Source organism: Sphingomonas longa (assembly GCF_016892685.1).
GTDB lineage: Bacteria > Pseudomonadota > Alphaproteobacteria > Sphingomonadales > Sphingomonadaceae > Sphingomonas > Sphingomonas longa.
Genome location: NZ_JAFEMC010000005.1, coordinates 127,478 through 149,434 on the forward strand (window position 1 = coordinate 127,478; position 21,957 = coordinate 149,434).

Sequence of the window (21,957 nt, forward strand, 5' to 3'; positions counted from 1 at the left end):
TCTTTCTCATGCGTCGCCGGTCATCGGGCTCGCCCGGCCGACACGCCCATCCGACACGCTGGCGAAACACCGCATTGGACTAACCTTAGCCTAACCTTCCGTCCGCAACGCCCGCCTACGATCTTCCGTCATAAGCGAAAATCCGCTGCATCGGCAGCCACTTGGGACCCGCCGGGTCGATCGCCCGCTGGTACGCGCCCATCTCGGCCTCCCACGCCGCGACCACCGGATCCAGCGCGGGATCGGTCGCCCGCGGATAGCCGTCCGCCGCGTCGAAGATCATCACCAGCCGGTCGGCGACATGCCACAGCTCCAGATCGTTGCAGCCGATCGCCTCCAGATAGCGGATGATGTCGGGCCACACCGCCCCCGGCGCGTGCCGTGCGCGATATTCGGCGATCAGCGCCGCATCGTCGACCAGATCGAGCACCTGCACGACACGGCTCATGCATCCTCCATCAGCAGGTGCACCGTGTCCGGGCGCACCCAGACCACCGCCCGGGCACCCAACGCCGACAGCGCCGCGGCATCGACCCTGTCGCGCGCTGCCACCACGATCCGCAACCGCCCCGGCAGCCGCGCGGCCACTACGACATTGCCCGCGCCGATCGCCGCCGCCACCCGTTGGGGCAAGGCATAGGCCACCGGCGCTGCCACTGGCGCAGCGACCCCCGCAGGACCAGCGTCCAGCACCGCGCGCATGTCCATCGCCAGCCCGTCCGCGATCCCGCCGACCACGACCTGCACCGCGGTCGGCGACGGCCGCAGGACGCCGCGCGCACCCAGCCGCTTGAGCGCGGGCTCGTCGATCGCCTGCGCATCCGCAACGGTCAGCCGCAGCCGGGTCGTACAAGCATCGACCCCGCGCAGGTTCGCCGCCCCGCCCAGCGCCGCGACATAGGCCGCCGCCCGATCGCCGACCGGCACCGGCGCCGCGGGGGCGGTCGCCTCCTCCGGCTCACGCCCCGGCGTCGGCAGGTCGAACCGGACGATCGCCCAGCGGAACAGCCCGTAATAGACCGCGGCATAAGCCGCACCAACCGGCAGCAGCAGCAGCGGCTTCGTGGCCTTGCCGAAGTTCAGCACATAGTCGAACAACCCCGCCGAAAATCCATAGCCGAGCCGGACGCCCAGCGCGTTCATGATCGCCTCCGCCGCGCCGGTCAGCACCGCGTGCACCGCGTACAGCGCGGGCGCGAGGAACATGAAGCTGAACTCGATCGGCTCGGTCACGCCTGTCAGGAACGACGTCAGCGCCAGGCTGAACAGCAGTCCGCCAACCGCCTTGCGCCGGTCCGGCAGCGCGGTGTGGTACATCGCCAGACACGCGGCGGGCAGGCCGAACATCATCACCGGGAAGAACCCGCTCATGAACCCGCCCGCGGTAGGATCGCCCGCGAAGAAGCGCGACAGATCGCCCGTCTTCCCGTCGTAACTCCCGACCACGAAGTACGCGACGTTGTTCAGGATATGGTGCAGTCCGGTGACCAGCAACAACCGGTTGAGCAGCCCAAAGGCGAACAGCCCCCACCCGCCCGCTGCGACCACGCCGTTGCTCAGCGCGTCGACACCCGCGCTGACACCCGGATAAGTCAGGCCCAGTACGCCCGCGATGACGAGGCCGGCGAGCCCCGCGACGATCGGCACGAACCGCCGCCCGCCGAAGAAGGCGAGATAATCCGGCAATTTGAACGTCGCGAACCGGTTGTAGAAATGTCCGCCGACCAGCCCCGCAACGATGCCGATCGGCACCTGCAACTTGTCGATCGCCGCCGCCTTCCACGCGCTCGTCACCAGTCCTGTCGCAGTATCGGGCACACCGGCCAGCGTCGCCGCCGGCACGGTCAGGAACACCTGAGCGCCATTCCCCGCCACCAGATAGCAGACGATCCCCGCCATCGCCGCCGCACCGTTGCCGTCGCGCGCGAAACCGGTGGCGACCCCGACCGCGAACAACAGGCCGAGATGCGCGAAGATGGCATCCCCCGCCGCGGACAGGAACGCGATGTCGAGCAGGTCGGGCTGCCCCAGCCGCAGCATCAGCCCGGCGACCGGCAGAACTGCGATCGGCAGCATCAGCGCCCGACCGAGCGGCTGGAGGAACGCCATCGGCGATGTCATGCGACCGTCTCCTCGGCAAAACGCCTCGCCAGCGTGCGAACCTCGCCAGCCGACTCGCACGCCAGCGCCTGAAGCGCGTGGACATGCGCCTGCGTCACACCGACCGCAGCGACGCCGGCCCGCGTCGCCGCGATCCGGCCCGCCGGCACCGACAGCGACGTGACCCCCAGCCCGACCAGGATCGGCACCGCCAGCGGATCGGCGGCCAGTCCGCCGCAGACGCCGACCGGCACCCCGTGCCGCGCCGCGCCCTCGCAGGTCGCCGCAACCAGCCGCAGCACCGCCGGATGCAGACCATCGAGCCCCGCCGCGACCGCCGGGTTCCCCCGATCCATCGCGAGCGTGTACTGAGTCAGGTCGTTGCTGCCGATCGACAGGAAATCCGCGCGCCGCGCGATCAGGTCCGCGCCGATCGCCGCCGCCGGCGTCTCGATCATCGCACCCAGCAATATCGGCCGCGAGCCGCGCAGCCGATCGACGACGACGCGAACCGCGTCCAGTTCCGCGACGCTGGCGACCATCGGCACCATGATTCGGCACGGCGCGCCATCGGCCGCATCGAGGATCGCCGCGACCTGCGTCTCCAGCACATCCTCGCGCGCCAGCACGACGCGAACGCCGCGCAGCCCTAGGGCCGGATTCTCCTCCGCCGCGATCGCCAGGTACGGCGCGGGCTTGTCGCCGCCGATGTCGAGCAGCCGGATCGTCAGCGGCCGGTTGCCCAGCGCCGTGCCGATCGCGCGATATTCCGACGCCTGTTCATCGCGCGTCGGCGCGGTCGCCCGCTCCAGGAACAGCAATTCGGTCCGCAGCAGGCCGCACCCTTCCGCCCCCGCCGTCACCGCCGCCGCCGCTTCCGCCGCGCTGCCGAGATTGACGTGGACGCCGACCGCGAGGCCGTCCGCCGTCGCCGCCGGGCGACCCGACGCCGCCGCCGCCAACGCCTCCGCTTCGGCCAGCCGGGCGGCCTCGACCTTCGCCCGTGCCGTGTTCAGGGACGGGGCGTCCGGATCGGGCAGCAGCGATCCGGCATCTCCATCGAGGATCAGCGTCGCGCCGTCGGGTACCGCCGCCAGTGGCTCGCCCAGCGCGACCAGCATCGGCACGCCGAGCCCCGCCGCCATGATCGCGACATGCGATGTCGGGCCGCCGCGCACGACCGCGATGCCGGCCAGCGCCGTCGCATCCAGCGCGGTCAGTTGCGATGGCAGCAGATCGTCGGCGAGCAGGATCGTTCCCGACGGCAGGACAATGGCGTCCGGCTCCGTGCCCAGCACCGCATGCGCCAGCCGCTGGCCGATATCGATCAGGTCGTCGCCGCGCTCGGCGATCCGCGCGTCGCTCGATCGCGCCAGCCGCGCCGCCTGAGCCCGCGTCACCGACAGGGCCGCCGCCGCCGCACCCTCGCCCATCTCGACCGCCGCGACCAGCGTCGCCTCCAGATCGGGATCGTCGAGGATCGCCCGGTGCGCCGCCAGCACGCTGTGTCCACTCGCCACCGCCAGCGTGTCCCGCAGCCTCGCGATCCCGGTGACCAGTCGCTCGCGCTCCGTCGCCACGTCGTCGGCCGGCGGCACCTCCGGCGCGGCGACCCTGAGCCAGCGCGCAATCCCGATCGCCAGACCCGGCGCCGCCGGCACGCCCGCCAGCGCCCCGTCGGCGACCTCCGCCGGCGCAACCGGCACCGCACGCGGCGCAGGCGGGTCCGCGTCCTCGTGGGCAGTGAGGATCGCGACCACCGCCGCGACCGCCCCCTCCGCATCGCCGCCCTGCGCTGCGATCGTCAGCGTCGATCCGTGAACGGCATCGAGTCCGAGCATGCCCGTCACGCTCAGTGCCGACGCGTTGCGATCGTCGCGCGTCAGCGTCGCGCTTGCCCCCGCCGCGCGCACCGCCGCCGCGATCCGCGCCGCCGGACGGGCGTGGATACCATGCGGCAACGCCACGACGACCGTCGCCGAGGCGCTTGTGGTGGAGGCTACCGTTCGCTCGCGCTGCGCCGCGCCGGTCGGGACCAGGCGCAACAGCGGCGCGCCAACTTCCACCAGCCCATCACACGCGACACCCTCGATCCGGAAATCGTCGCCCGACGTCAGGACGATCGGTGTCGCCAGCGCACTCGCCCGCTGCGCGATCAGGTCGAGGTCGAAGCGGATCAGCGGCGTACCTGCCGTAACGCCCTGCCCCGGCTCCACCAGTCTCTCGAACCCCTCGCCACCCATCGCGACGGTGTCGATGCCGATATGGATCAGCACCTCCGCCCCTCCCGCCGTCCGCAGCGTCACCGCATGGCCGGCAGCATGAACGCTCAACACCGTCGCCGCGCACGGCGCGTGCAGCGTGTCACCGGTCGGGTCGATCGCGACGCCCGCGCCCATCATCCCCTCGGCGAAGACCTGGTCGGGCACCGCCGCCAACGTCATCAGCCAGCCGCCGAGCGGCGCGACGAGCGTCTCTGCGCTCACGCCACCGCCCTCCCGCCGATCCAGGTGGCGACCGGGCGGAACTGCGCGTCGAGCTGTACCCAGTCGGCGCGCAGCCCCTTCGCCAGCGTGCCGCGCTCGTTCTGCAAGCCCAGGAACGTCGCCGGGATCGTCGCGGCCATCGCCGCCACCGTCGTCACCGGCACGTCGAGGTCGGCGACCGCGTTCGCCACCGCCTGCGCCATGTCGAGGTCGGACCCTGCCAGCGTTCCGTCCGCGAAACGGCAGATGCCGTCCGCGACGCGGATGGGACGGCCCTGCAACACGAAGTCCTTGTCGACCGCACCGACCGACGACATCGCGTCGGTGACCAGCATCATCCGGTCGTGCGGTCGCGCCCGCATCGCCACGCGCAGCACCGCCGCCGCGACATGCACCCGGTCGACGATCAGCCCGCACCACGGTCGAGCATCGTCCAGCGCCGCGCCGACCAACCCCGGCTCCCGCTGCATCATCGGCGGCATGGCATTGAACAGATGCGTGATGCCGGAGAGGCCGGCATCGAACGCCGCCTTCGCCTGCTCGAACGATGCCTCGCTATGCCCGGCGCTGACGATCACGCCCGCGGCGACCAGCTGCGAAATCGTGGCGGTGTCGGTGAGTTCGGGTGCAATCGTCAGCATGACCGTGCCACGATGCGGGCGAGACAGCAGCGCGACCGTCTCCGCATCCAGCCGGCGGAACCGCTCCGGATCGTGGATGCCCTTGCGCGCGACGTTCAGGAACGGTCCCTCGATATGGACGCCGACGACGCCCGGCACGCCCTGCGCAATGGCGGCGTCAGTCGCCTCCAAGGCGGCGGCGATGCGATCGGGCGTCTCGCTGATCAGCGTCGGCAGCAGCGCCGTGGTACCAAAGGCGGCGTGCGCGCGCGCGATCGCCGCCACCGCGCCGACGCTGATGTCGTTGTTGAACAACACCCCCCCGCCGCCATTGACCTGCGTGTCGACGAACCCCGGCATCAGCCAGCCACCGGCCAGATCGATATCACCCGCGCCTCTAAAGGCATCGATCTCGGCGATCCGCTCGCCGTCGACCGCGATCGTCGCCCCCGGCCATACCGCATCGCCGGCCACGACATGGCCGTTCCCGAACCGCATCGTGGTCATAGCGTGCGCGTCACCTTCGACAGGAACGGCGGTTCATCCGGGTCGAGCCCCCGCCGCCGCGCCAGCTGTTCCGCCAGCCCATAGAAACTCGCCAAAAACAGGATCGGCTCGATCGCCGGATGCGCCGCGGCCGCGGGCAGCAGCGACGGCCCTCCCGCACGCGCCAGCAACACCGCCGCACCGCGCGCCTCGAACTCGCCCGCCGCCTTCACCACGTCCGCACCCGCTGCGTCGGATGTCGCCAGCGCCAGCAACGGGAACCCGTTGCGCACGATCGCCATCGGGCCATGCCGCACCTCGGCGGCACTGAACGGCTCCGCCTGGATCGCGCAGGTCTCCTTCAGCTTCAGCGCACATTCTTGCGCCACCCCGAACCCGTATCCCCGCCCCAGCACGAACATCTGCGTCACCCCGGATAGCGGTTCGATCGCCGCGCTCCAGTCCTGCCGCACCGCCTGCGCCAGCGCCTCGGGCAGCGTCTCCACCGCCGCCGCAAGCCGCGCATCGCCGGACCACGCCGCGACCAGCCCCGCCAGACCTGCCATCGCCGCGATACAGGACTTGGTCGCCGCCACCGATCGCTCCGGTCCCGCGCATAACGGCAGCAGCGTATCGGCACACTCCGCCAGCGGCGAACCCTCATCGTTGACCAGCGCGGCGACGTGAGCGCCCGCATCAGCGTGCGCCGCAACCGTCGCCAGCAGGTCGGGGCTTCGACCCGATTGCGAGATCGCGATGCACAGCGCGCGCCGCGTCGTCACGCTCGCCTCGAACAGCGACACGACAGAGGGAGCCGCCGACGCGACCGGCACGCCGACCATCGTCTCGATCAGATATTTGCCGAACGTCGCGGCGTGATCCGAAGACCCGCGGGCGCAGGTGACCACGACATCGGGAGCCTCGGCCCGCAACCGCCCGCCAAGCTCGGCGAACGCGGCGGCGTTACGCGCGATCATCTCCGCTACGCGCGCCGGCGCCTCCAGCGTTTCCGACCGCATCAGCGTGGTCGTGGCAGGCGTTCGGGGTGCGTCGGTGATCACGAAAGCCTCTTGCTCAGAATCAGATGTCGGACAGCTCGGCCACGAAGTCGTAGGCATCGCCGCGGTAATAGGAGCGAGTGAATTCGACCGCGCGACCATCCCGCAGGAACCCGCGCCGCTCGATCAGCAGTCCCGGCTGGCCGGTATCCACGCCGAGCATGCGGGCATGTTCCGATCCGAACGGCACCGCGCGCAACCGTTGCAGCGCGCGCACCGGTCGATGGCCGGCCGCGTCGAGCGCAGCGTACAGCGAGTCGCCGATGGCCTCGACCGACGGCAGGCAGAATCCTGCGATCGTCGAGAACTCCAGGGCCATCGGCACCTCGTCCGCATATCGTATCCGAACGAAGCGAAATACCGGCGCACTCGGCGACAGGCCGAGTGCCATCGACTCTTCCGGACTGACGGTACCCGTCGCGCGCGATACCCAGGAACTGCTCGGAACCCGCCCGCGGGCGACCATATCCTCGCTGAAAGACGACAGTTTGGAGAAGTTCTTCTCCACCCGCCCCGCGACGAACGTGCCCGCGCCGCGACGCCGCGTCAGCAGCCCCTCCTCGACCAGGCCGGCAATCGCCTTGCGCACGGTGATCCGCGACACGTCATAGTCGAGCGCCAGATCGCGCTCGGCCGGAATTGCATCGCCACGCGCGACCGACTCATTTTCGATCGCTTCGCGGATCAGCTGCTGAAGCTGAATGTAAAGCGGCGAGGCGTTGCCGCTTCTGAAGCGGCCGATCCTGCCGGTGAAGTCGTCCGATCCGTCCATCGCCCTGCCGTCCCCTCGGTCATGGCCTGCCCGGTTCGCGAACAGGTCACGGCACGGGCATGATACAGCCTTATTGTCTTACATTGGACTTGTTGTCTAATGCCATCTTCAAGCCGGTCACCACGCCGGCATCGGTAGTCCGTCGCGCCGCCGACGCGAACCCCATTGCGACGACGCGGGCATCGCGTTCCCCCATGATCCCGCTGGCGGAAGCATGCACGGCGGGGACGCCCGTCGTCGCCACCAGCGCTGCGACGTTTTCGGGCCGCACGCCCGACCCGGCGATCACCTCCACCCGACCTGCGGCGCGAGCGACCATAGCCGCGATCACGTCATGCGCCTCTCCCGCAGTCGGTGCCCCCCCCGATGTGAGGATGTGGGTGAACCCCAGCGCAGCGATGCGGTCGACCGCTGCGACCGGATCGTCGACCAGATCGATCGCGCGGTGAAAGACCAGGGCGGCGGAACGACCGATGCCGCCGCGCACGCCTTCCATCCACCGCGTCGCCGCATCGACATCCACCTCACCGCTCCGTGCCGCCCCGAATACCAGACCGTTCACGCCCCGGTCGGCCAGCATGATGGCCTCGCGGATCGCTAAGTCGATCTCATCGGTGTCGTAAGCGAAGTCGCCACTGCGGGATCGTACCATCGCATGCACGGCGATGCCTGCGTCCGCGGCGCGGGCGACGGCGAAGTCCGTCAGTGCACCGCCGGGCGTTAATCCACCCACGTCGAGGGCGGAGCACAGTTCGATCCGATCTGCGCCGCCTGTAATTGCCGCGCCAATGCCGGCTGGAGAATCGACGCAGATTTCCAACGTGATGCGCGTCCCATTTCGAGATTCGGTACAGGTCATGCCCCCGCCCTTGCGCGGCCGTCCGTCTCCGTTTTTTGGCGCTTAATCACTACAATCATTATACGATTCCTCCACTGAAATCGATTTGTCATTTTTGGTAGCACCTTTGGGCTATATTGGTTATGAAGATGCGTCACAAACATCGTATCGGGCCGATTGATGCGCCAGAGCGGACAGGAACAGTGACCACCGCCAGCAACGCGGTGATCTCGGGGGGGCTGCGCTGCTGGGCGCATCCCGAAAGGGATTTGCAACATGACTATCCGCCAACTGATCCTGTTCACCACCGCCTTATCCGGCGCGATCGGTTTCGCCGACATCGCCGCCGCTCAGGAAGCCGGCCAGAGTGGTGCTCCGGGCGACACCCAGATCGGTACCGAAGACGAAATCCTCGTCACCGGATACCGCCGCAGCCTTGCCGATGCGATCGAAACCAAGCGCCGCGCCGATTCCATCGTCGACGTCATCAGTGCCGAGGATGTCGGCAAGCTGCCCGACAGCAACATCGCCGACTCGCTGGCGCGCCTGCCTGGCGTGACCGTCGACCGCCAGTTCGGCGAGGGCGAGCAATTGTCGATCGCGGGCGTTGAGCCGGCACTCAACCGCCTGACCATCGACGGCCACTCGGTCGCCTCCGCCGACTGGGGCGGCAACCCGTCCGACCGATCGAGCCGCAGCTTCAACTATTCGCTGCTGTCGCCGACGATCATCAGCCAGGCCGTCGTCTACAAGACGCCGGAAGCGCGTCTGCAGGAAGGCGCGATCGGCGCAACCGTCGACATCGTGACGCGCAAGCCGCTCGACCTCAAGGCGAACACGGTCGCCGTCACGGCCGGCGGTGAGTATAACGACCGCGCCAAGCGCGGCAGCTTCCGTGGCTCGGCGCTGTACAGCTGGCACAATGCGGACGAGACGATCGGCTTCCTCGGCGCGGTCAACTACGACAAGGAACAGCTCAGCCGCGCCGGCGTCGCAACCTATTGGTACCGTACCGGCGCCGCCCTGCTGGAGGCGTATCCGCGCGATATCAACGGCAACATCGTCTATGATGGCCCCGGCGGCACCGTCGCCACCGGCCCGACGATCAACGGCGCGCGGCCCAATCGGGCGACGATCGACGCCTTCAGCAGCGCCCGTTACGCCTCGTTCCTGGCGCGCGAGTTCTTCAAGCAGGAGCGTGAGCGGATCGGCTTCAGCGGCGCGATCCAGGCGAAGCCGACCGACAATCTTTCGGTCGTCGCCACCGGCCTGTTCATCCGCGGCAATTACGACAACGTGTCGAATTCCATGTACACCTATGGCTTCGAAGGGTCGCGGATGAGCGCGGCGACCTTCGACAACGGCATCGTCACCTCCGCGACCTTCACCGGAATACCGGACGGCACCAACGGCGCGACGGGCCAGCTCGACACCAACTTTCGCCGTACGCGCATCAAGAACGACTCCGTTGCGATGCTGATCGACTGGCGTCCGGACCGGTGGGAAATCACCGGTAATTTCGGCGGCACGCGCGCGTCGGGTGGCAAGAACCCCGAATATCTGCTCGATTTTCGCACGAAGCAGGGCTTCACCGCCGGCACCGATGGCCGCAATACGATCGTCAACTGGAACTCGCCCGCCAGCGACCCGACCAAGTGGCTGAGCAACTTCACCGCCCTCGGCGGCGAAAATCTCAGCGCGTCCGATCGCGAGAACAATGGCGGTCGCAATTTCTTCGGTCGCCAGATCGGCGGCATCCCGCTCCAGTCCGGGTTCACGCTCGACAAGGAGATCTTCGGAGAGGCCAATTTCAAGCGCGAGGTCGACATGGGGCCGATCAAGAGCCTGTTGTTCGGCGGGCGCTACGTCGCGCATGAGAACAGCAACAGGACGTTCAGCAACGCGATCTTCACCAACCAGAATTTCACGCTGGGCGACCTCGACTTCTACATCCTCGACGGCGACCTGTATAACGGCCTCGGCACATCCGGGAACGGCACGCCCTATGCCACACTGGACCGCGACGGCATCATCGCCGCGCTCCGCAAGTTCGGCACCACCAACGTCGAGCGCGGCTTCTCGGCCGGCGACTATTGGCTGGTGAGAGAAAAGATCGCATCCGGTTACCTGCAGGCGAACTTCCAGTCCGGAAAACTGCGCGGCAACGTCGGCGGCCGGTTCGTCAACACGCGCGACGAATCGAACTTCTTCCTCCAGAGCAATGGGCGGTTCGCCCCGACGCAGATCACCAAGAGCGACAATCGCTTTCTTCCTGCCGCCAACCTGATCTTCGACGTCAGCGACAGCGTCGTGCTACGCGGTGCCGCAGCCAAGGTCATCGCCCGACCGCGCTATTCCGATCTCGCCGGCTCGATCTCGCTCGACGACGCCTCCCGCTCGGGCAGCGGCGGCAACCCGGATCTGAAGCCCTATGCGGCGAACAATTTCGGGCTGTCGGCGGAATGGTATTTCGCGCCCGGCAGCTTCCTGTCGGGTGAGGTCTTCTACCGCGACATCACCAACTATATCGGCAATTCGGTGACGGATGACGTGACGTTCACCAACTTCGTCACCGGCATCACCCAGACCTATTCGATCTCGCAGCCGATCAATATCGCCAACGCCTCGGTCACCGGCTTCTCGCTGTCGGGCAATACCGCGCTGAAATGGGGTTTCGGCATCCAGGCCAACTACACCTTCGCGGATGCGCAGACCTCGATCGCGACCGGCCTGCCGTTCCTGTCGCGCAACACCGTCACGGTCGTACCCTATTACGAGAACGGGCCGCTACAGGCGCGGGTCAGCTACAATCGCCGGTCGAAGTATTTCTACCGCGTCGGCCGCCTCCAGTCGCAGGATTACACCGATGCCTATCGTCAGCTCGACGCATCGATCTCCTATGCGCTGACCGACAACATCCAGGTCCAGGCGCAGGCGTCCAACCTGCTCGACGAGACCTATTACCAGTATAGCAGCACCAAGAGCGCGCCGACCTCGATCTACAAGAACGGTCGCGTGTTCTCGCTGAGCGCCAGCTTCAAGATGTGAGCGACGGCGTGGAGCGACCCCGAACGACTGTCGTTCCTCGCACGCCGCCTGCCGCTGCTATCCCTGTCGTGCATGACCTCACCGCATGCACGTCCCTCCCCGCCCGCCGGCCCCGCGCCGACGGGCGGTTTTTTTCGTGACCAGGTCGGCACCGCGCTCATGTTGCGGTAGGGTATTGGTATTCGTCGTTTTCGGGAGCACGCCTTGACCGTCCTTCGCTTCACCCTGACCGCCGCCCTGCTGCTCGGTACGACGCCGCTGACGGCCCAGTCGCTGCTACCCATTCCCGCCTCGATGACGCCGGGCGCGGGCAGCTTCACCGTCGCGGACGGCACCCGCATCGGCGCCCCCGCCAGCGACGCCGGCGCGAACACCGCCACGAAACTGCTGGCCGAGCATGTGAAGAGGGTCCGCGGCCTGACGCTGGTGCCGGGCGCCACCGGCCCGGTCCGCTTCGTTCGCGATACCGGCATCAAGGGCGACGAAGCATACCGCCTGACGGTGACTTCCACCGGTATCGTCATCGCCGCATCGGGCGACCGCGGTCTCGTCCACGGCGCGATGACGTTGGCGCAGCTGGTCAGCCCCGATGCGCAGTTCGGCAGGCCGGTCACGGTCGCCGCGACGACGATCGCCGACGCGCCGCGTTTCGGGTGGCGCGGCCTGATGATCGACCCCGCGCGGCACTTCCTGCCGATGCCCGCCCTGCGGGCGATCGTCGACCAGATGGCGGCGGTGAAGCTCAACTCGCTCCACCTGCACCTGACCGACGATCAGGGCTGGCGGTTCGAGGTGAAGCGCTATCCGAAGCTGACCGAGATCGGCGGCTTCCGCACCCCGCCCTCGACCGGCGGCGATCCCGGCCCGAAGGTCGGCGGCTTCTATACGCAGGAGGAATTGAAGGCGCTCGTCGTGTACGCCCGCGACCGCGGCATCACGATCGTGCCGGAGATCGACCTGCCCGGCCACGCACAGGCGCTGGTCGCCGCCTATCCCGAGCTTGGCCTGCTCGGCGACCGGCCCGAGGTCAGCAACAACTGGGGCATCATGCCCTATCTCTTCAATCCCGGCCCAAAGGGCATCGCGTTCGTGAAGGCGGTGCTGGACGAGGTCATGGACGTGTTCCCCGGCACCTATATCCACCTCGGCGGAGATGAGGCGGTGAAGGACCAGTGGGAACGCAGTGCGGACGTTCAGGCGCAGATCAGGGCGCTTGGCCTGAAGGACGAGAACGCGCTGCAAAGCTGGATGATCGATCAGTTCGGCACCTACCTGCAGTCAAAAGGCCGCCGCCTGATCGGCTGGGACGAGATCCTGGAGGGCGGCCTGCCCGCGTCCGCATCGATCATGTCGTGGCGCGGCGAAAAGGGCGGGATCGACGCGGCCAACCTGGGCCACGACGTGGTGATGTCGCCGGGCACCCCGATGTACCTCAACTATACGCAGAGCGACCTGTCCGACGAACCGCCGGGCCGGTTCGACGTGCTGCCGCTGGATAAGGTGTACCAGTACGATCCGATGCCCGTCGGCATCGCGCCCGATCGGGAGCGGCACGTGCTCGGCGCGCAGGCCAATCTGTGGAGCGAATACATCGCCACGCGCTATCAGTTGCAGCACCACATCTTCCCCCGCGCCGCCGCCGTCGCGGAGGTGACGTGGGCGCAGAAGGGCGGCAAGGACTTCGCCGCCTTCCTGCCGCGCGCCCACCAGCAGGGCGAACGGTGGAAGCGCGCCGGCATGCAGGTCGCCGACAGCGCCTTTGCGGTCGATATCGGCGTCGACGGCACCCGCGGGGACGCACTGCGCCGGAACAGCATCCCGCTGACGCTGAAGACGCAGGCCCCCTACGGCACGATCCGCTACACCACGGACGGCAGCACGCCGACCGCACGCTCCAAAGCCTATGCGGCGACGCTGTCGGTGAAGCCCGGCACCGTCATCCGCGCCGCCGCGTTCGACGCCGCCGGTATGGCGACCGCGACGCCGCGCAGCTTCGACACCGCGCGCGCCGCGCTGCTGTCACGGTCGAGTTCGGACATGCGCGCCTGCCCGAATGGTTCGCTCGGGCTGCGGCCACCGCTGACGTCGGAGTCGACCGCCAACGCGCCGGCGTTCAACATCAACCTGTTCGACACCTGCACGCTCTACCCGGATGCGCCCCTCGACATCGCGCGCGGCTACGCGGTCGATGTCGTCCGCCTCGCGCGGCATTACGGACTGGCGCACGAAGCCCGGATGCTGCGCGAGCATTACAACGTCACGGACCACGGCGAATTGCTGGTGCAGGTCGGTTGCGTCGCCGCCGCCGCCGCGCGCAAGGCGGGTGACAAGACCGCGCGACCGGTCGCGGCGGGGGCGTTCCCGCTGCCCGATCCCAAGATGGCCCCGCAACGCTTCACCTTCAAGGGTACGCTGCCGAACGCGAAGGGGGATCAGGACATCTGCTTCCAGTTCACTTCGCCGCTCAGCGATCCCTATTACACCGTCGAACGCGTGCAGTTGACGGAGGGCGACCGATGAGGATCGCGCCGGCCCTGACCGCCGCCGCGCTTCTCCTGTGTCCGACCGCCGCCTGGGCGGGGCCGAAAACGGTCACGCCGCTCGACGCCGGGTGGCAGGTGCGGATCGACCCCGCCGACGCGGCGGCCACGAAAGCGCATCCGAAGGCCGCCCGCTGGCTGAAGGCGACGGTGCCCGGCAGCGTGCAGCAGGACCTGATCGCCGCGCGCATCGCGCCCGACCCGTTCAAGGGTACGAACGAGGCCGCGATCCAGTGGGCGGGGCTGACCGACTGGCAGTACCGGCTGGTGCTGGACGTGACGCCGGCGATGCTGGCGCGCGATCACCTCGATCTGGTGTTCGACGGGCTCGACACGTTCGCGACCGTGTCGGTCAACGGCCGGCCGCTGATCGCCGCCGACAACGCGCACCGGCGCTGGCGCGGCGACGCGAAACCGCTGCTGAAACCTGGTCGTAACGAGGTCACGGTCCGCATCGCCTCCCCGATCAAGCGGTTGCAGCCGATGGTGCTCGCGGAGAAGAACCCGCTGCCCGGCGAATATGATTCCGCATTCGGCGACGAGCCGAAGGGCAAGCAGACCTCCCCCTATCTGCGCAAACCCAAATATCATTACGGCTGGGACTGGGGCCCGCGCCTCGTCGCGATCGGCGTGTGGCGGCCGGTGCGGCTCGAAGCGTGGGACGATGCCCGCATCGAGGCGTTCCGCGTCGACCAGCAGGCTTTAAACGAAGCCGAGGCTCGGCTGGCCGCGACGTTCGACATCGTCGCCGATACACAAGCGACGACCGAGGTCCGCGCCACCGTCACCGGCCCGACCGGCACGCCCGTCACGGCGGCGCGCACCGTCACGCTGGTGCCCGGACTGAACGTCGTCACCGTGCCGCTGACCGTCGCGCACCCCGAGCGGTGGCAGCCGGTCGGGTACGGCGCACAGCCGATGTACCGCGTCGATGCGACGCTGGGGCAGGACGACACCGCCAGCCGCCGCATCGGCCTGCGCACGGTCGAGCTGATCCGGGGCGGCGGCGCGTTCGGCTTCCGCGTCAACGGCATCCCGATCTTCGCCAAGGGCGCGAACCTGATCCCTTTCGACAGCTTCCCCGCCCGCGTCACGCCCGCGTCGATGCGGCCCCTGCTTCAGGGCGCGCGCGACGCCAACATGAACATGCTGCGCATCTGGGGCGGCGGCTATTATCTCGACGACGCCTTCTACGACATGGCCGACGCGATGGGCCTGATGATCTGGCAGGACTTCATGTTCGGCGGCAGCGTGACGCCGCCCGACGCCGCCTACCGCGAGAACGTCAAGATCGAGGCGGAGGAGCAGGTCGCGCGCCTGTCCTCGCATCCGTCGATCGTGCTGTGGGCGGGCGGCAACGAGATCCTGTCTGGCTGGGAGAACTGGGGCGACCGCAAGGCGTTCAAGAAAGCCGTCGGTGCGGACGAGCAGGAGCGAATCGGCGCGAACATGGCCGTGCTGTTCGACCGCGTGCTGCGCGCGGCGGTGACCGCGAAGGCCCCGCAGACGCCGTATTGGGCGAATTCGCCATCGACCGACTATGACGGCCCTGTCGACACCGACGCGGCGGGCGACCGGCATTTCTGGGACGTGTGGTCGGGATCGAAGCCGATCGAGCGCTATCTGGATAGTTGCCCGCGCTTCATGTCCGAATACGGGTTCCAGTCGATGCCCGACCTGTCCACGATCCGCAATTTCGCGGGGAAGGGTTCGCTCGCCGCCGAAAGCCCGGTGATGAAGGCGCACCAGAAGTTCCTGGCCGGCGAGGGCAATGCCCGCCTGCAACTCTATCTCGACGCGCGACTGCGGCCGGCGAAGGATTTCGCCGACATGGTCTATCTGACGCAGGTCAATCAGGCGCAGGCGATCGAACTGGCGGCATTGCACCACCGCGCCTGCCGGCCGGTGACGATGGGGTCGCTCTACTGGCAGTTGAACGATGTCTGGCCGGCGATCTCGTGGGCCAGCATCGACTATTCAGGGCGGTGGAAGCTGCTCAACTACGCCGCGCGCCGCTTCTTCGCACCGCAGGCGATCGTCGCGGAGAATGTGAACCGGGTCACGCGGGTGTCGCTGATCTCCGACCGGACGACACCGACGCCCGCGCGGTGGCGCATCACGGTGCGCGACATGGCCGGGGCGACACTATCGACGCGCGACGAAGCAGTGACGCTCGTGCCGCTTGCGGCCACATTGGTGGCGACGCTGGACGACACCGCGCTGTTCGGCACGGCAGCGCCGACCGCCAGCTATGCGGTCGCGGAACTGCTGGTGGGCGACAAGCCGGTCAGCCGGGCGATCGTCGAGCGCGCCCCGCCCAAGGACATGGCCTATCCCGCGCCCGGCCTGTCCACGCGTTTGAACGGGCGCGACGTGACGATCACCGCCACCGCACTGGCGCGTGCGGTGATGCTCGATTTCGGCGATGTCGCCGCGCAACCGTCCGACGACGGGTTCGACCTGTTGCCGGGGGAGAGCATCACCGTTGCGGTCGCCTCCGAGGCTTCGCCGGCGACGCTGGCCAAATCGCTGACATTGAGGACGCTGGCACGATGATCTGGCTATTGTTCGCGCAAGCTGTCTCGGGTTCGGGTGACCCCGTCACCGCATCGATCGCGACGATGTCGGTCGCCGAAAAGGCCGCGCAACTGCAAAGCAGCGCCCCCGCCGACGCGGAGGCCGGCCTGCCCCCCTACGACTGGTGGGGAGAGGGACTGCATGGCCTCGCGCGGAACGGCCACGCCACGGTGTTTCCGCAGGCGATCGGCATGGCCGCGACCTGGGACCCCGATCTCGTCCGGCGCATCGGCGACACCGTCGCGACCGAGGCGCGCGCGAAGTTCAACGCGCAACCCGTGGCGGCTCCACGCCGTATCTACGAAGGGCTGACGATCTGGTCTCCCAACATCAATATCTTCCGCGATCCGCGCTGGGGGCGGGGGCAGGAGACGTATGGCGAGGACCCGTATCTGACGGGCACGCTCGGCGTCGCGTTCGTCACCGGCCTGCAAGGCCCCGATCCGCTCCACCCGAAGGTGATCGCCACGCCCAAGCATCTGGCGGTGCATAGCGGGCCGGAGGCGGGGCGCGACGGGTTCGACGTCGATCCCTCACCCCGCGATCTGGAAGCGACGTACCTGCCCGCGTTCCGCATGGCGGTGATCGACGGCAAGGCGCGGTCGTTGATGTGCGCGTACAACTCGATCCACGGCACCCCCGCCTGCGCGGACGGCGCGTTGTTGAACGATCGCATCCGCGGGGCGTGGGGGTTCAAGGGCTTCACCGTCTCGGACTGCGATGCGGTGGCGAACATCCACCTGTTCCACCACTACCGGCTGGACGGCGCGGCGGCGGCGGCGGCGGCAGTGCGCGGCGGCACCGACCTGAATTGCGGCAACGCGTATAGCGCGCTGCCCGCCGCGGTCGCGAGCGGGCTGGTCACCGAAGCCGAACTCGACACCGCGTTGACACGGGCGCTGACCGCGCGGCGCGATCTCGGCATCGCCTATGGCGCGAAGAGCCCGTGGTCACGGATCAAGCCGTCGCAGATCGGCACGCCGGCCCACCGCGCGCTGGCGCTGGAGGCGGCGCGCAAGGCGATCGTGCTGCTCCAGAACACAGGCGACCGGTTGCCGCTGGCGACCACGACGCGGCTGGCGGTGATCGGTGCGAATGCCGACGATCTCGGCGTGTTGCAGGGTAATTACCACGGCACCGCGACCGCGCCGGTGACCCCGCTGGAGGGTCTGCGCGCGCGTTTCGGCAACGTCGTCTATGCCCAAGGATCGATCCTCGCGGACGGTGCGCCGGTGGTGGTGCCGGAGACGGCGCTGATCGGGCTGAAAGCGGAATACAGCGTCGATGGCCGCACCGTCGCGACACGCGCCGAGCGTCGCGTCGACCTCGACATCAACCGCGCCGCGCCGGTGCCGCAGATCCGCGGCGACCGGTTTGCCGCGCGCTGGACGGCGCGTTTCACGCCGCCGGGTCCGGGCACGTACAAGCTGGTCGTCGATGTTCCCGCATGCTGGAAATACTGCAAGTCGCACGATGCGGTGCGACTGTGGATCGGCGATCGTCAGCTTGCCGCGGGCGAGGTCGCGAAGGGTCGTGTCGAGGTCGATTACGTCAGCAACGGCACGCCCGTGCCGTTGCGGCTGGAACTCGATCACGTCAGCGACGACGAAGGTATCCGCCTGATGTGGCTACCTCCCGCAGAGCCGTTGCTGGCGCAGGCGGTTGCCGCCGCCGAGTCCGCCGATGTCGCGGTCGTATTCGCCGGCCTGTCCCCCGACCTAGAGGGTGAGGCGCTGCCGGTGCAGGTGCCCGGCTTCGTCGGCGGCGACCGAACTGATATCGCGCTGCCGTTCGCGCAGCAGCGCCTGCTCGCCGCGCTGAAGGCGACGGGCAAGCCGATCGTGCTCGTTCTCGCCAGCGGCAGTGCGGTGGCGGTCGATCCTGCGTCCGCCGACGCGATCCTGACGATGTGGTATCCGGGCGAGGCGGGTGGCACCGCCGTCGCCGACACGCTGGCGGGCGTCAGCAATCCGTCCGGGCGGCTGCCCGTCACCGTGTACGCGAAGACCAGCGACCTGCCCGCCTTCGTGGATTACGGGATGAAGGAGCGGACCTATCGCTACTTCACCGGCACGCCGCTCTGGGGCTTCGGCCACGGGCTAAGCTACACGCGCTTCGGCTATGACGGCGTCGCCGCGCCGGGCGTCGCGACGGGTGCGCCGATCACCGTCACCGCACGCGTCGCCAACACCGGTACGCGCGCTGGCGAGGAGGTGGTGCAGGCTTACTTGGTCCCGCCGCCGTCGGACGAGCCCGCGGGCTTCACCGATCCGGTGCTCCAGCGCCAGCTTGCCGCCTTCACGCGTGTGGCGCTGAAACCCGGCGAGACGAAGACGGTGTCGCTCCGGATCGATCCGCGGACGATGGGCAGCGTGTTCCGCGACGGCACCCGCCGCGTGCTGCCCGGCACCTATCGCCTGTGGGTCGGCGGCGGCCAGCCGGATGCGGCGGCGGGACGCTGGATCGATGTCGCGGTCACGGGATCGCCGCTCGACCTGCCGCAATGACCCTTACCGGAGTAGCCGCATGACCGAGTTTTCGCGCCGTACCCTGCTGGCATCCGGTCTGGTGTCGGGGCTGGCCAGTGCCGCGCCGGGCTTGGCCGCCGACGGCGCACCCGCAGCGTGGGGCGCGACGCCATCGCCGCGGCAATGGGCGTGGCACGGGCACGAGCAATACGCGTTCGTGCATTTCTCGATCAACACCTTCACCGACAAGGAATGGGGCTATGGCGACGAAAGCCCGTCGCTGTTCGACCCGACCGATTTCGATCCGGATCAGATCGTCGCCGCGGCCAAGTCGGCGAACATGCGCGGCATCATCCTGACCGCGAAGCATCACGACGGCTTTTGCCTGTGGCCGACGATGCTGACCGACCACTGCATCCGCAACAGCCCGTACAAGCAGGGCAAGGGCGACATCGTCGGCGAGATGGAGCGCGCCGCGCGGCGTGCCGGGCTGATGTTCGGACTGTATCTGTCGCCCTGGGACCGGAATCACCCGGAATATGGCCGCCCCGCCTATATCGACTATTACCGGAAGCAGGTGGTCGAGCTCTGCACCCGCTATGGCGAGCTGTTCGAATTCTGGTTCGACGGCGCGAACGGCGGTGACGGCTATTATGGCGGCGCGCGCGAGACCCGGACGATCGACGCGCCAAAATATTACGACTGGCCGTCGATCATCGCGCTCGTCCACCAGCACCAGCCGATGGCGTGCACCTTCGATCCGCTCGGCTCCGACATCCGCTGGGTCGGGAACGAGGACGGGGTGGCGGGCGACCCATGCTGGCCGACCATGCCCAATCACCCCTATGTGCAGACGGAGGGCAATGCCGGCGTGCGCGGGGGCGCGCTGTGGTGGCCGGCGGAGACCAACACGTCGATCCGGCCCGGCTGGTTCTATCACGCCGACGAGGACGCCAAGGTGAAGAGCCCCAAGCGGCTGCTCCGCTATTACGACGAGTCGGTGGGGCGCGGCACCAACATGCACCTGAACCTGCCGCCCGACCGGCGCGGCCGGATTGCCGATCCCGATGTCGCCTCGCTCGCGTCGTTCGGTGCGGCGATGCGCGCGACGCTGGCGTCGAATCTGGCGGAGGGGGCGGTCGCGTCCGCCAGCGCCACGCGCGGTCCTGCGTTCGCCGCCGCGAACGTCCTCGACGACCGGCGCGACAGCTATTGGTCCAGTCCGGAGGGCGACACGACGCCGTCGCTGACGCTCGATCTGCCGCCGGGACGCAGCTTCGACCTGATCCGTATCCGCGAATATCTGCCGCTGGGGGTGCGGGTGACGCGGTTCGCGGTCGATGCGTTTACGGATGGCCGCTGGCAGACGCTGGCCGAACGAGCCTGCATCTCGGCGCAGCGGATCATCCGCCTCGATCGCCCGGTCAGTGCACGCCGTCTGCGCCTGCGCATCCTCGACGCCCCCGTCTGCCCGGCGATCAGCGAGATCGCGCTGTTCCGTCAGGTCGCGCCGCAGCCGGTCGCCGCTGCCCGGTCGAGCGACCGCACGATCCTGTCCCCCGCCGGCTGGTCGATCGTCGCCGCCTCCGCCCCCGGCGGCGAAGCACTGATCGACGACGACGCCGCGACGGTGTGGACGATCGATGCACCGACATCGACCTCTCCGGCCACCGTGACGATCGATCTCGCCCGTGCCGAAACGCTCGCCGGATTCAGCCTGACGCCGTCACGCGCGCCGCCGAACGGCTCGGTCCCGCCGCGTGGCTACCGCGCGGACACCAGTGTCGACGGACGCGTGTGGCAGGCCGGCGCCAGCGGCGAGTTCGCCAACATCGCCTACGCCCTCGCCACCCAGCGCATCGCCTTTGCCCAACCCCGCACGGCGCGCTTTCTGCGATTGCGCTTCGACGCACCCGCCGTGGCGGGCGCGACCCGCGTCGCGGTGGCCGGGATCGGGGCGTTTACGACGCCGCAGGGTGCACCGCAGCCGCGGTAGCGCTCCCGCTATTTTGCATTAATCCCGTCATGGCCGCAAAATACTTTCCGGTACAATTGTTTGCACGCCGCCTCGCCGGTCGTGACTTTGCCGTTACGACCGGTTAGCATCATCTCATGACAGGCCAAAAATTGCCCGAGAACGAGGGAAAGTCTCCCACCTATTCAGCCCCCGCGTTGGAAAAGGGGCTCGACGTGGTCGAGCTGCTCGCGCGGGAGCCGTCCGGTCTTTCGATCGGCGAAATGGCGGCGCGGCTGGGTCGCTCGATCAGCGAGCTGTTCCGAATCATCGTGGTGCTGGATCGGCGCGGCTGGTTGCAGAAAATTCCCGGTGGGGACCGCTACCGTGTGACGTACAAGGTGCTGGAGGTGGCCCACCACGCCACGCCGGCCCGCGAACTGACCCACGTCGCCGCACCCCTGATGCACGATCTGGCGGCGAAGATTCAGCAGTCGTGCCACATGGCGGTGATGAACGGCGACCACGGTTTGGTCGTGCTTCGCCACGAAAGTCCCGGGCCGACCGCGTTCGCCGTGCGGCTGGGTACGACGATCGACCTGCTGACCAGCTGTTCGGGCCATGTCCTGCTCGCCTTCGCCAGCCCGGAACGTCGCGAGGCGCTGATGTCGGCGCTATCCGCCCCGGCGGGACTGGACGCCGAACTCGAAACGATCCGCGAACGTGGGTATGAGCGGCTGGCCAGTGCGCGCCTGTCCGCGGTGTGCGACGTCAGCTGCCCGATTTACGGCTTCGACGGCAAGGTCGTGGCGGCGCTGACCGTTCCCTATCTGGAGGCGATCGACCGCGACGGTCACGCCGATCTGGACGCCTCGCTGGCGGAACTGCAAAGCACCGCGGCCGCGATCTCGACCGCGCTCGGCTGGTACGACCGCTCCGACCAGCCGATCATGCCGACCCTGTCGGTCGCCACGCCGCCGCCACGCCGCCGCCGCGCCCCCTGATTGCGC

13 protein-coding genes are annotated in these 21,957 nt (G+C 68.6%); 6 read left to right on the forward strand and 7 right to left on the reverse strand.

What is annotated here, in order from left to right; genetic code table 11:
- Window positions 1-115: 115 nt before the first annotated feature.
- From ILT43_RS16035 to ILT43_RS16065, 7 genes are all read right to left on the reverse strand, one after another.
- Window positions 116-448, reverse strand: a complete 333-nt coding sequence (locus ILT43_RS16035; protein WP_204199993.1) for an L-rhamnose mutarotase — start codon at window positions 446-448, stop codon at window positions 116-118.
- Window positions 445-2,121: an N-acetylglucosamine-specific PTS transporter subunit IIBC gene (gene nagE / locus ILT43_RS16040; RefSeq protein WP_204199994.1), complete on the reverse strand. Its 1,677-nt coding sequence runs from the start codon at window positions 2,119-2,121 to the stop codon at window positions 445-447. Before nagE ends, ILT43_RS16035 begins: the two co-directional genes overlap by 4 nt.
- Window positions 2,118-4,586, reverse strand: a complete 2,469-nt coding sequence (gene ptsP / locus ILT43_RS16045) for a phosphoenolpyruvate--protein phosphotransferase (RefSeq protein ID WP_204199995.1) — start codon at window positions 4,584-4,586, stop codon at window positions 2,118-2,120. Before ptsP ends, nagE begins: the two co-directional genes overlap by 4 nt.
- Window positions 4,583-5,713 carry an N-acetylglucosamine-6-phosphate deacetylase gene (gene nagA / locus ILT43_RS16050; RefSeq protein WP_204199996.1) on the reverse strand — a complete coding sequence of 377 codons (1,131 nt, stop codon included), beginning with the start codon at window positions 5,711-5,713 and terminating at the stop codon, window positions 4,583-4,585. Before nagA ends, ptsP begins: the two co-directional genes overlap by 4 nt.
- Window positions 5,710-6,753, reverse strand: coding sequence for an SIS domain-containing protein (locus ILT43_RS16055; protein ID WP_204199997.1), 1,044 nt, complete (start codon window positions 6,751-6,753; stop codon window positions 5,710-5,712). Before ILT43_RS16055 ends, nagA begins: the two co-directional genes overlap by 4 nt.
- A gap of 19 nt (window positions 6,754-6,772) precedes the next feature.
- The gene (locus tag ILT43_RS16060) at window positions 6,773-7,522 is read right to left on the reverse strand and encodes a GntR family transcriptional regulator (RefSeq protein ID WP_204199998.1); all 750 of its coding nucleotides are present in this window, start codon (window positions 7,520-7,522) and stop codon (window positions 6,773-6,775) included.
- Window positions 7,523-7,592: 70 nt separating this feature from the next.
- Window positions 7,593-8,381, reverse strand: coding sequence for a copper homeostasis protein CutC (locus ILT43_RS16065; protein WP_204199999.1), 789 nt, complete (start codon window positions 8,379-8,381; stop codon window positions 7,593-7,595).
- Window positions 8,382-8,636: 255 nt separating this feature from the next.
- On the opposite strand from ILT43_RS16065, the gene ILT43_RS16070 reads away from it, so the two are divergent.
- The 6 genes from ILT43_RS16070 (at window position 8,637) to ILT43_RS16095 (ending at window position 21,951) form a co-directional block, all read left to right on the forward strand.
- Entirely contained in the window at window positions 8,637-11,408 is a 2,772-nt protein-coding gene (locus tag ILT43_RS16070) for a TonB-dependent receptor (RefSeq protein ID WP_204200000.1), read from the forward strand.
- A 204-nt stretch (window positions 11,409-11,612) separates the two neighbouring features.
- The gene (locus ILT43_RS16075; RefSeq protein WP_204200001.1) at window positions 11,613-13,928 is read left to right on the forward strand and encodes a beta-N-acetylhexosaminidase; all 2,316 of its coding nucleotides are present in this window, start codon (window positions 11,613-11,615) and stop codon (window positions 13,926-13,928) included.
- Window positions 13,925-16,504 (forward strand): beta-mannosidase, encoded by a 2,580-nt coding sequence (locus ILT43_RS16080; protein ID WP_204200002.1) that lies wholly within the window; start codon window positions 13,925-13,927, stop codon window positions 16,502-16,504. The genes ILT43_RS16075 and ILT43_RS16080 overlap by 4 nt, the downstream gene beginning before the upstream one ends.
- Window positions 16,501-19,032, forward strand: coding sequence for a glycoside hydrolase family 3 C-terminal domain-containing protein (locus ILT43_RS16085; RefSeq protein WP_204200003.1), 2,532 nt, complete (start codon window positions 16,501-16,503; stop codon window positions 19,030-19,032). Before ILT43_RS16080 ends, ILT43_RS16085 begins: the two co-directional genes overlap by 4 nt.
- Window positions 19,033-19,051: 19 nt before the next feature.
- Window positions 19,052-20,989: an alpha-L-fucosidase gene (locus tag ILT43_RS16090; RefSeq protein ID WP_204200004.1), complete on the forward strand. Its 1,938-nt coding sequence runs from the start codon at window positions 19,052-19,054 to the stop codon at window positions 20,987-20,989.
- A 176-nt stretch (window positions 20,990-21,165) separates the two neighbouring features.
- The gene (locus tag ILT43_RS16095) at window positions 21,166-21,951 is read left to right on the forward strand and encodes an IclR family transcriptional regulator (protein ID WP_204200005.1); all 786 of its coding nucleotides are present in this window, start codon (window positions 21,166-21,168) and stop codon (window positions 21,949-21,951) included.
- The last annotated feature ends 6 nt before the right edge of the window (window positions 21,952-21,957 follow it).